Annotated in this window: 5 protein-coding genes; all 5 read left to right on the top strand. The window is 44.4% G+C overall.

The features are described from left to right. Nucleotides 1-1204 (top strand): calcium-binding protein (locus tag RF007C_RS00675; RefSeq protein WP_037296450.1); only part of this gene is annotated, 1204 nt, incomplete at its 5' end. Nucleotides 1205-1275: 71 nt separating this feature from the next. Next, nucleotides 1276-3405 (top strand): type I secretion system permease/ATPase, encoded by a 2130-nt coding sequence (locus RF007C_RS00670; protein WP_037296449.1) that lies wholly within the window; start codon nucleotides 1276-1278, stop codon nucleotides 3403-3405. Next, complete coding sequence (locus tag RF007C_RS00665) at nucleotides 3398-4645, top strand: HlyD family efflux transporter periplasmic adaptor subunit (protein WP_019678248.1); 1248 nt, start codon at nucleotides 3398-3400, stop codon at nucleotides 4643-4645. Before RF007C_RS00670 ends, RF007C_RS00665 begins: the two co-directional genes overlap by 8 nt. 624 nt (nucleotides 4646-5269) lie before the next feature. Then, nucleotides 5270-9829, top strand: coding sequence for a hypothetical protein (locus tag RF007C_RS00660; protein ID WP_037296448.1), 4560 nt, complete (start codon nucleotides 5270-5272; stop codon nucleotides 9827-9829). Nucleotides 9830-10087: 258 nt separating this feature from the next. After that, nucleotides 10088-10723: glycoside hydrolase family 11 protein (locus RF007C_RS00655; RefSeq protein WP_037296447.1), on the top strand; the 636-nt coding region annotated here is incomplete at its 3' end.

Genomic DNA, 10723 nt, shown 5'->3' with positions numbered 1-10723 from the left:
TGTAATCAAGGGCAACGGAAGAAGAGACGTAATCTTCGGCGGCGCAGGCAATGACAAGCTCTACGGAGGAAGCGGAAACGACGAGCTTCACGGCGGTACAGGAAACGACTACCTCAACGGCGGCAACGATAACGATACATACGTATTCGAGCTCGGCGACGGTAATGATACAATCAACGAGGAAAGAGCCGGCGGTACAGATAAGGTATTGTTCGGTGAAGGCATCACAGAAGACGACGTAGTTGTAACAAGAGACGGAAACGATATGGTTCTTCTCGTTGGAAACGACGGTGATACTCTCAGAATCACATCACAGTTCACAGATTACTACAACCGTATAGAGAACTTCGAGTTTGCAGACGGTACAGTAAAGACAATGGCAGACTACTATGCTGAGACCCTTACAATGAACGTAAGCGGAGAGTACTCAGATCCTGACGACTACGCAACAGGTACAACAATAATCAATGCATCCGATAAGGACGACGTTATCAAGGGCAACGGAAGAAGAGACGTTATCTTCGGCGGTGCAGGCGATGACAAGCTCTACGGAGGAAGCGGAAACGACGAGCTCCACGGCGGTGCCGGCAGTGACTATCTCAACGGCGGCAACGATAACGATACATACGTATTCGAGCTCGGCGACGGTAATGATACTATCAACGAGGAAAGAGCCGGCGGCAATGATAAGGTCGTATTCGGTGAGGGCATCTCAATATCTGATGTAACCATTACCAAGGATGAAAACGATATGGTACTTTCAGTCGGTGACGGCAGCGATACGCTCCGTATCAAAACTCAGTATACCGACTACTATAACCGTATCGAAAGTTTTGAATTCGCAGACGGAACTATCGCTCACGTTGACCTTAATAAGTCAGAGTTCGTGATTGACGTAGAACCGGAAACAGAAGTTGTTGAGCAGACACTTACAGAATATCTCACCAATATCTATACAGATGAGATGGCAGGCACTGAGCTTACAGCTGACAATACAGTCATAGCTGAAGCATCTGACATAATCAGTGTCGGAGAAGATAGCAGCGAGATCTCGGATATGAGCAATATCCAGGCAATGATACTTGCGGAGAATATGTCAGCATTCAGCAATGAGAGCCTGATATCCAACGGTATCAATATCGGCGATATTACAGCAGATTCTTCTGCTCTGGATCAGCTCCTTGTAAACGCTTCAATGCAGTAAGTTTATTGCGCAATAAGTTTGTGCAGCAGCATTTGCTGCTGCACCTTTTTGCGTAAAACGGAGGTTATATTATGACAAAGAAACAAGACAGCGGCCTGTCCTGTTTTATGATAGTTATGAAGTTCCACGGTATACCGATAACCAGGGAACAGGCGGAAAATCTGGCAGTTCTCGATCCTGACCAGAAGACCGGAGAGATCGAGATAATACAGTCTGCAAAGGCGCTGAAAATGAAGGCAAAGCTTTGCAAACTTAATGTGTACAAGCTGAATAAGGTGAATTCACCAATAATCGCAAGGGGAAATGACGGCGAGTTTTTCATCATAGCAAAATCCAACGAAGACAAATTCATGACGCTCCGAGCCGACAAGACTCAGCCCGAGATCAAGACCAGATCAGAGCTTGCAGCCATGTGGGACGGCACGGCAGTTATAATAAATAAAAAGGGTATAATGGACAGAGAGGCTGTATTCAGCTTCAAGTGGTTCATACCTACTATACTCAAATTCAAGAAAGAATTCATACAGGTGCTCATTGCGGTATTTACAGTGCAGATACTGGGTATACTTACTCCTGTAATGACGCAGGTGGTAGTTGATAAGGTACTTGTACACCGCAGTATCTCCACACTTAATGTACTTACTATCGGAATAGCCATCGTTTATATATATGAGCTTGTCCTCGGACTTGCCAAGAATTATGTGTTTACGCACACAACCAACCGAATAGACGTTATGCTAAGCCATAAGCTGTTCAAGCATCTGTTCGCGCTCCCCCTCAAATATTTTGAGTCACGCAGAGTCGGTGAAACCGTTGCGAGAGTACGAGAACTGGACAGCATAAGAAACTTCCTGACGGGAACTCCGCTGAGCTCAATGATAGACCTGATATTCATTATCGTTTATATCGTGGTGCTTTTCATGTACAGCAGGATGCTGACTGTCATAGTGATATGCTCTGTGCCTGTTTACGCCATACTTTCCGCAATAGTTACTCCTCTGTTCAAGAAGAGACTTGACGAAAAGTTCGAGACAGGTGCAAATACACAGTCATTCCTTGTGGAGTCCATCACAGGAGTACAGACCGTAAAGTCATACGCTCTTGAGCCTAAGTTCGAGAAGAAGTGGGGAGAGCTCCAGGCAGACTACGTTAAGGCAAGCTACAAGACCTCAATGGTATCAGCAACAGCAGGTACAACAGGTCAGTTCATACAGAAGATATTCGATCTTCTCATTCTTTTCTTCGGAGCAAAGGCAGTTATGGACGGTAATTTTACTGTCGGACAGCTTGTTGCCTTCCGTATGCTTTCGGGCAGAGTAAGCGGACCTGTCCTCAGACTGGTACAGCTGTGGCAGGAATACCAGCAGGCTTCACTTTCTGTAAAGCGTATAGGAGATATATTCAATACAGCTACCGAGCCTGTTCTTAATGCAAACCAGACATCACTTCCCAGATTACAGGGAAAGATCATGTTCGACAAGGTACATTTCCGTTATAACCCTCAGGGAGCTGAGGTCATCAAGGGCATGAGCTTTGAGATAGAACCTGGCACTGTGGTAGGCGTCGTAGGACGAAGCGGTTCGGGTAAGAGTACAATATCCAAACTGATACAGCGTCTCTATATTCCAGAGGCAGGTAAAATATCCGTGGACGGCATGGATATATCTCTTGTCAATCCTTCTATGCTCAGAAAGCAGATAGGCGTGGTATTGCAGGAAAACTTCATGTTCAACGGAACAGTTGCGGAGAATATCTCCATACACTGTCCCACAGCATCTATGGATCAGATAATCAAATGCGCAAAGATCGCAGGCGCACATGACTTCATTCTCGAACTTCCCAACGGCTATGATACCATAATCGGAGAAAAGGGAATGGGACTTTCAGGAGGCCAGAAGCAGAGAGTTGCCATTGCAAGAGCGATACTCAACGATCCGAGAATACTTATCTTTGACGAGGCTACTTCGGCTCTTGACTATGAATCAGAGAGCATAATCCAGAATAACCTCAAGGAGATATGCCGCAACAGAACTGTTATCATCATTGCCCACAGACTTTCGACTCTGAAGGATGCGCAGAAGATAATGGTCATAGACAAGGGCGACCTTGTGGAATATGATACCCATGAAAATCTCATGGCTATTAACGGACTTTATGCATATCTCTATAATCAGCAGCAAAGGGGTGAGGTAGATGGATAATAAGCTCAGCGAATACGTACTCAAACACAGCAGAAAGCACGACAAGGAGCTGAAATATGACTTCATGCCGTCAATGCTGGAGATAATCGAGCGCCCTGCACATAAGGCGGGAACAGTTATTATCCTGGGCATATTCTCCCTTCTCATTGCAGCAGTGGTATGGGCTTGTCTGTCAAAGACGGATATAGTCGTGACATCCAGCGGAACCATACAGCCCGTGGGCAATATAAGCTCCCTCAATTCCAAGACAGGCGGTACTATAAAGGCTATAAATGTTGAGGAAGGCGCCTATGTAACACTGGGACAGGTTCTCATACAGCTTGATACCCAGACTCTGGACATAGATGTGGATACACTGAATTCGCAGAAAAGAGTGCTGGAGGCACAGAAGGAATTCTACAACATGATAAGAAAGGGCGACGATATATCAAATGTGGATATATCAGGCTATGCAGGCCATATACAGCCTTATCTTCTCACAATAATCGACAATGACAAGGCTTATCACAGCAATCTCAGCACCCTTGAAAGTGCAAAGGAGAATGCAGGGCTTACCAGAGATATCGCAAATATCAAGCTTGAGGAGTATAACCGCAACGAGGCAGTATCTCAGGCTGAATACGACGCCCAGAAGCTTGTGGTGAAGCAGGCTGAGAATGAGTTCATACAGGCCGAGACCAATGTGCTCAAGGCAAAGACCACATACAGCGAGCAGATAAACTCCAGCCTTTCCGAGATAAGCGGAAAGCTTGGACAGGTAAATTCAGAGCTTGAAAAGTACAGGATATCTATCGAGAACCAGAATATTGTTGCACCTGTAAACGGTTATATCAACAGTATATCTGTAAATAACATCGGTGAGAATGTTACGGCTGCACAGCAGATGGTAACGATTGTTCCCGCAAATACACCTGTAGAGATGGTATGCTATATCAAGAATATGGATATAGCCGACATTAAGGTGGGGATGGATGCAGAGATCAAGCTTGAGGCTTATCCCTACAACAAATACGGAACTGTCAAGGGCAAGGTAAAGTATATTAGCCCAAGCTCATTCAATACAGAGAAAATGGGCAGTGTATACCTTGTAAAGCTTGACGTTGACGACACCAATCCCAATATAAACGTTATGTCAGGACTTACAGGAGCAGTCGAGGTGAAGGTAGGAAAACGTTCCATTATGCGTTACTTCCTCGATCCTATAGTCAAGGGCTTCGGCGACAGTATGAAAGAGAAATAATCATGAAGCTATTTTCCTGAAAATGCTGATTATACAGAAGCAATAATAATAGTTGTTTACAAAGTCCCTTCTGAAGAAGGGGCTTTTTTCATTATTATCCGGAAGCGACCGGGAAAGGACCTTTCCGCAGAAAGGTTTTGCCCGATAATTCATTATATACTTCTTTATCGGCTGTACATGGCTTAGAATCGGAAGATAACATCTTGGACAGCAGCCGCTGCAGACTGCTGTTTGTATATTTCTTTACGCTATATAGGCAAATAATTGATCTTTGTATGTTAAATTAGCAAGCGGTTTTGGAACTATAATTTGACATTCTCAAAAAATGATATATAATATATTATGATTAAACTGGGGAAAAAGTTTGATCGAATACTGTGATAAGGAGGTATAGGTAAAATTGGGTTTTTGTCTGCGGTCCTGCGGGTAAGCATATACTTAGATATGGACAGCCTTATTCGTTAAGAATGATCGTTGTTGTCTTTTTGTTTTCTGCAGGAGGAAGAAAAGCATATAATTACGCACTGTTAAAAAGATAACAATGATGCGAGACCAAATAAACAAGACCATTTTGATCAGCAAGAATATATCGGATATCTTTAAACAGAAAGGAAGTTAAAACCAATGGCAAATACTAATAATCCCACAGAGGAACTGGTACAAAATTATCTGGATGAGTTAAAAGGAAAGCCCGGTGAGGCAGCTGAGGCAGTTTTTGCATACTACATGGATGAGCATCTTAAAAATGAGCTGAAGTCACTGGGAATCAGCGGTGATACTCTTGTCAAGGTATACAAGATAATACAGAATGATAAATGGGCTGAGGAGCCTGTCAGCGCAGCTGTAAACGGAATACTCGATATTGTGGATAAATCTCCTGCATACAAAGAGCTCCGCGAAACAGATATGTATAAGAGCTTCAAGAGCTTCAAAAGTAACTGGGCTTCATACGGAACACATCTTAATAAGCTCAGAAAGAACCTGAATGTCATAGAGCAGTATCAGGATGCCAAAGGCGTTGTCCAGATGAACTCAAAGGTTATGGATGCTTTTTCTGCCGCAACAGGCGAACTCATGGAGGTTATAAAAAACCTTGTGGAGCTTGTTCCGGGCGGTAACCTTATGAATACTATGCTTACCCAGCTGTTTGCGTGCTATCAGTATGGCGAAAAGATAGTGAAGGATACGAATTTCTCACTTCTGGAAAATGAGCTTATAGATGCAGGTGAAGGAACATGGAGTGAAGGATTCAATGAAATGATCGATGATCTTAATACCGGTAACTCATTTTCGGCTCATTTCCTTGCATACAAAATAGCAAAACCGTCACAGCCTACAGAGGACTGGAAAAACGGCCCCGGAATCCAGAACGGAGAGATGGCTTGTATTCTGAAATGCATGATGCCCGACAAGCGTTCACTGTTCATGCCCTATATGGAGTGGAGAATGCTTTATGAGCTCAACCTGGAATTCCAGCCTATGACAGGCATCAACCTTTTTGAGGATCACAGAAGTTTCGGCCAGAAGCTTTCAGATGCATGGAATCAGGACGGATTCCTTAATCCGGTTCTCGATTCACTGGAGGTCATCTATAAAGAATCAAATAAAAACATGAACGAGACAAAGAAGGCAATCGGTGACATAATATATGACAAGTGCAAGGACTGGGGCATTCTTGACTGGGCAAAGAATACCGGCGAAAGTATCGAAGAGAGAGAGAAGAAAATAAAGGAAGCCATCAGTAACTGGCTGGACGAAAAGGAAGAGGCTATTGACGAGAAGCTCGATCATATGGCAGATACCATTTATTCTCATGACGAATACGACGGCTTCTGGGGCACATATAAGCTCGGCTGGAAGATAATCACTGATCATATGCCATGGTCAAAGAAGTACAAGGAGGCTGAGAAGGCAAGAGTTTATGTTGATCCGCTGATACTTGATACCGACAATGACGGCTTCAACATCAGCCAGAAGTCCGAGGGTACATATTTCGATCTCAATGCAGACGGATATGCAGAGAGGATCAACTGGACAGACAAAGATTCAATACTTGCCCTTGATGTTAATAAAAACGGATATATCGACAACGGCCGCGAGGTGTTCGGCGATTATCATATCATAAACGAGACAGGCGAACGTGCAAAGAACGGATTTGAAGCCCTCAAGCAGTACGATACAAATAAGGACGGAGTTATCGACGCTTCAGACAGCATATATAATGACCTTCTGCTCTGGAAGGACAAAAACAATAACGGCATATCCGATGCAGGGGAGCTTACAAAGCTCAGCAGCTCGGGCATCAGCGCGATCAAGCTGGACTATGAGAACTCAAACCTAGGAACAGGCACAGAAGCTCTCATAGGCAACACCTCAGAGGTGGTTTATGCTGATGAGAAAAAAGAAAACAGCAGCATAGGCGAGCTCTGGGTAGCTTCTGATCTTTTCGACACCATTGAGGAGGTCATCACAGGCTATGACGAGCTTGTTGAAGGACTTCCCAACGTAAGGAATTACGGAAAGGTAAGCTCGCTCTACAATGCTATCAAGACCGACGAGACAGGTGAACTCAGAGAGCTGGTCGTATCAGTCATGAATTCTTCTGACAGAGCAGAGCGCATGGAGATCGTTGAAAATATACTCAATTTCATGTGCAGAACAGATGAGATCGAGGATAACAGCCGAGGTGCAAATTTCAGTGCCAAGAAGCTCCATGTTATAGAGCAGTTCATGGGCGAGGAATTTGTGGGAACAAACGGTACTGAGCCTAATACAGCAGCTGTGCCGATACTTGAAAATGTATACGATCACCTTGTCGAGATGTATTATTATGCAATTATCGGAAGCACTCTTGACAAATATCTCAATGATATTATGGCTAAGGTTGACGAGAACGGCAAGGTAGTATATAATATTTCCTTGCTTAAATCACATATCAATACTGCTGCCGAGTTCAATTCATTGAATGTTGATGAGCTCAAGGATCTCTGCGCATATCTCTTCTATTTCGGAGGAAGTGTTCAGAACGACTACGATCTGTTCATTCAGGTAAGAAGTTTTGTTAATGATAAGTTCCCTGAATACTCGGAAGCTATTGATGGAGCTATTATGGGAGCTGTCAAGGGTGGAGCAGAAGACGATAAGCTCAGCGGTACTTCCGCAACAGACGTGATTTTTGGCGGCTCCGGTGATGATACTATCAACGGTGACAACGGAAACGACGTACTTGACGGCGGAAAGGGAAGTGATAAGCTTAACGGCGGAGCAGGAGATGATGTCTACATCTACGGCAAGGGCTATGGAAACGATCTTATCAGTGACAGCAGCGGAAAGAACAGGATAAGGTTCGTAGGTCTAAAATCAGGCGATCTTTATGTTAAGTATCCCAGCAAAACACAGGATGCTGTCCTTACAATAGCCGAAACAGGAGAGACACTGACCATTCAGAACTTCAGATATTCGGAACATTTCCGAAACTTCATACTGGAGTTTGAGGATAAGACAGTGTCACCCGCAGATGAAGGAAGTCCGTTCCTTGATGTAAGAGTAAATGACGGAGAGACGTCAGCAGCGCCTTTCTTTGCAAACAGTACGTTATATGGTACAAGTAATGCAGATCAGCTCAACGGAACATCTGCTGCGGATATACTTGACGGCGGAGCAGGCAATGATACGCTTAGCGGCGGAGCAGGCGATGATGTATACATTTACGGCAAGGGCTATGGAAACGACCTTATCAGTGACAGCAGCGGAAAGAACAGGATAAAGTTTGTGGGCTTAGCTCCCGAGGATATGTATGTAACATATTATTCAGGAAATGACAATGCCGTCATCACAATAGCCGAAACAGGCGAAACACTGACAATCCAGAATTTCAGATATTCGGAACACTTCAGAAAGTTCAGTCTTGAATTTGATGGAGGAAAGGAAATGGCTATCGACGCAGAGGAAAGTCCCTTCCTGAATGTAAGGGGAACCAAGGAAGGAGACAGTTTCAACGGCTTCTTCACCAACGGAATTCTTTACGGACTTGAAGGAGATGACGAACTCAACGGCGCAGGCGGAAATGAAACACTTTACGGCGGAGAAGGAAACGACGTTCTTAACGGCAATAACGGAAACGACGTACTTGACGGCGGAAAGGGAAGCGATAAGCTTAACGGCGGAGCAGGAGATGATGTATACATCTACGGCAAGGGCTACGGAAACGATCTTATCAGTGACAGCAGCGGAAAGAACAGGATAAAGTTTGTAGGTCTGAAGTCAGGAGATCTTTATGTGAAGTATCCCGGCAAGACACAGGATGCTGTTCTTACAATAGCCGAAACAGGTGAGACACTGACCATTCAGAACTTCAGATATTCGGAACATTTCCGAAACATCATATTGGAGTTTGAGGATAAGACTGTTGCACCTGCCGAGGAAGGAAGTCCGTTCCTTGATGTAAGAGTAAATGACGGAGAGACGTCAGCAGCGCCTTTCTTTGGAAACAGTACGGTATACGGCACAAATAATGCAGATCAGCTCAACGGAACATCTGCTGCGGATATACTTGACGGCGGAGCAGGCAATGATACGCTTAGCGGCGGAGCAGGAGATGATGTATACATCTACGGCAAGGGCTATGGAAATGATCTTATCAGTGACAGCAGCGGAAAGAACAGGATAAGGTTCGTAGGATTGTCACCCGAGGATATAAAGGTCACATATCCGTCCTCAAGCAGCAACGCAGTGATAACGATCGAAAAGACTGAAGAGACTCTGACTATCGAAAACTTCAGATACTCTGAATATTTCAGGCGGTTCACACTTGAATTTGACGGCGGCACAGAGGCGCATATTGATTATGCAACAGCTGAGGTAATTGTTGACGTCAAGGAAGAGGAAGAGGCAGTAGTCGAGCAGATTATCACAGAGTATCTCAGCAATATCTATACAGATGAAGTGTTCGGCGGTGAGCTCACAGCTGACAGCACTGTTATCCGTGATATTAACGACAGCGCTGCAATAATCGGCGAAGGCGGCGAGATAGCTGATATGAGTAATATACAGGCTATGGTGCTTGCAGAGAATATGTCGGCATTCAGCAGTGAAAGTCAGGTATACGACGGTATCGGTATCAATGATATTACAGCAGATTCTTATGCACTGGATCAGCTCCTTGTAAACTCTTCAATGCAGTAAAAAAGTATAACAAACAAAAAAGCTTCACAGGTCAGAACTGTGAAGCTTTTTTACAATTATGAAAATAACGAACAATTATTGCTTAATGTAGCGCAATTATTGCTATTTGTGCCGAATCATATTGACAAATGCCTATCATTAGTATACATTATAAGTGAAAAAGAATAAATTAGGATGGGAATTGGCAGGATTATTTATTCTTTTTTACGAAAACAGGCTTGAAAGCAATAACATCGTAAGAATTAAGGAGTGATGATTATGAGATTTAAAGCTTTGAAAAAAATATTGAGCGGTACTGTTTCTGCGCTTATGATCGCAGTAAGTATGCCGACATCTTTTTCCGTTCATGCCGATGACCAGCAGGATAAAGGCAATGTAGGCGGATACGACTGGGAGATGTGGAATCAGAACTATACAGGTACGGTTTCCATGAAGCCCAGTGCAGGTTCCTTTACCTGCTCATGGAGCGGTATCGAGAACTTCCTTGCCCGTATGGGTAAGAACTATGACTCACAGAAGATCAATTACAAGGCTCTGGGCGACATCGTGCTCTCCTATGACGTTGAGTACACTCCCCGCGGAAACTCATATATGTGTATTTACGGCTGGACAAGAAATCCCCTTATGGAATACTATATCGTTGAAGGCTGGGGCGACTGGGAGCCACCCGGAAATGACGGCGTAGACAATTTCGGTACTGCAACCATCGACGGAAGGACCTACAAGATACGCAAGTCTATGCGTTACAATCAGCCTTCCATCGAGGGTACAAAGACATTCCCGCAGTACTGGAGCGTCCGCACTTCAAGCGGTTCACGCAACAATACTACGAACTACATGAAGGACAGCGTTACCGTTTCGGCACACTTTGACGCATGGAGCAAGGCTGGCCTT

This window comes from Ruminococcus flavefaciens 007c, assembly GCF_000571935.1.
In the GTDB taxonomy this organism is placed as follows: domain Bacteria; phylum Bacillota; class Clostridia; order Oscillospirales; family Ruminococcaceae; genus Ruminococcus; species Ruminococcus flavefaciens_F.
This window is presented reverse-complemented; position numbering and strand designations above follow the sequence as displayed.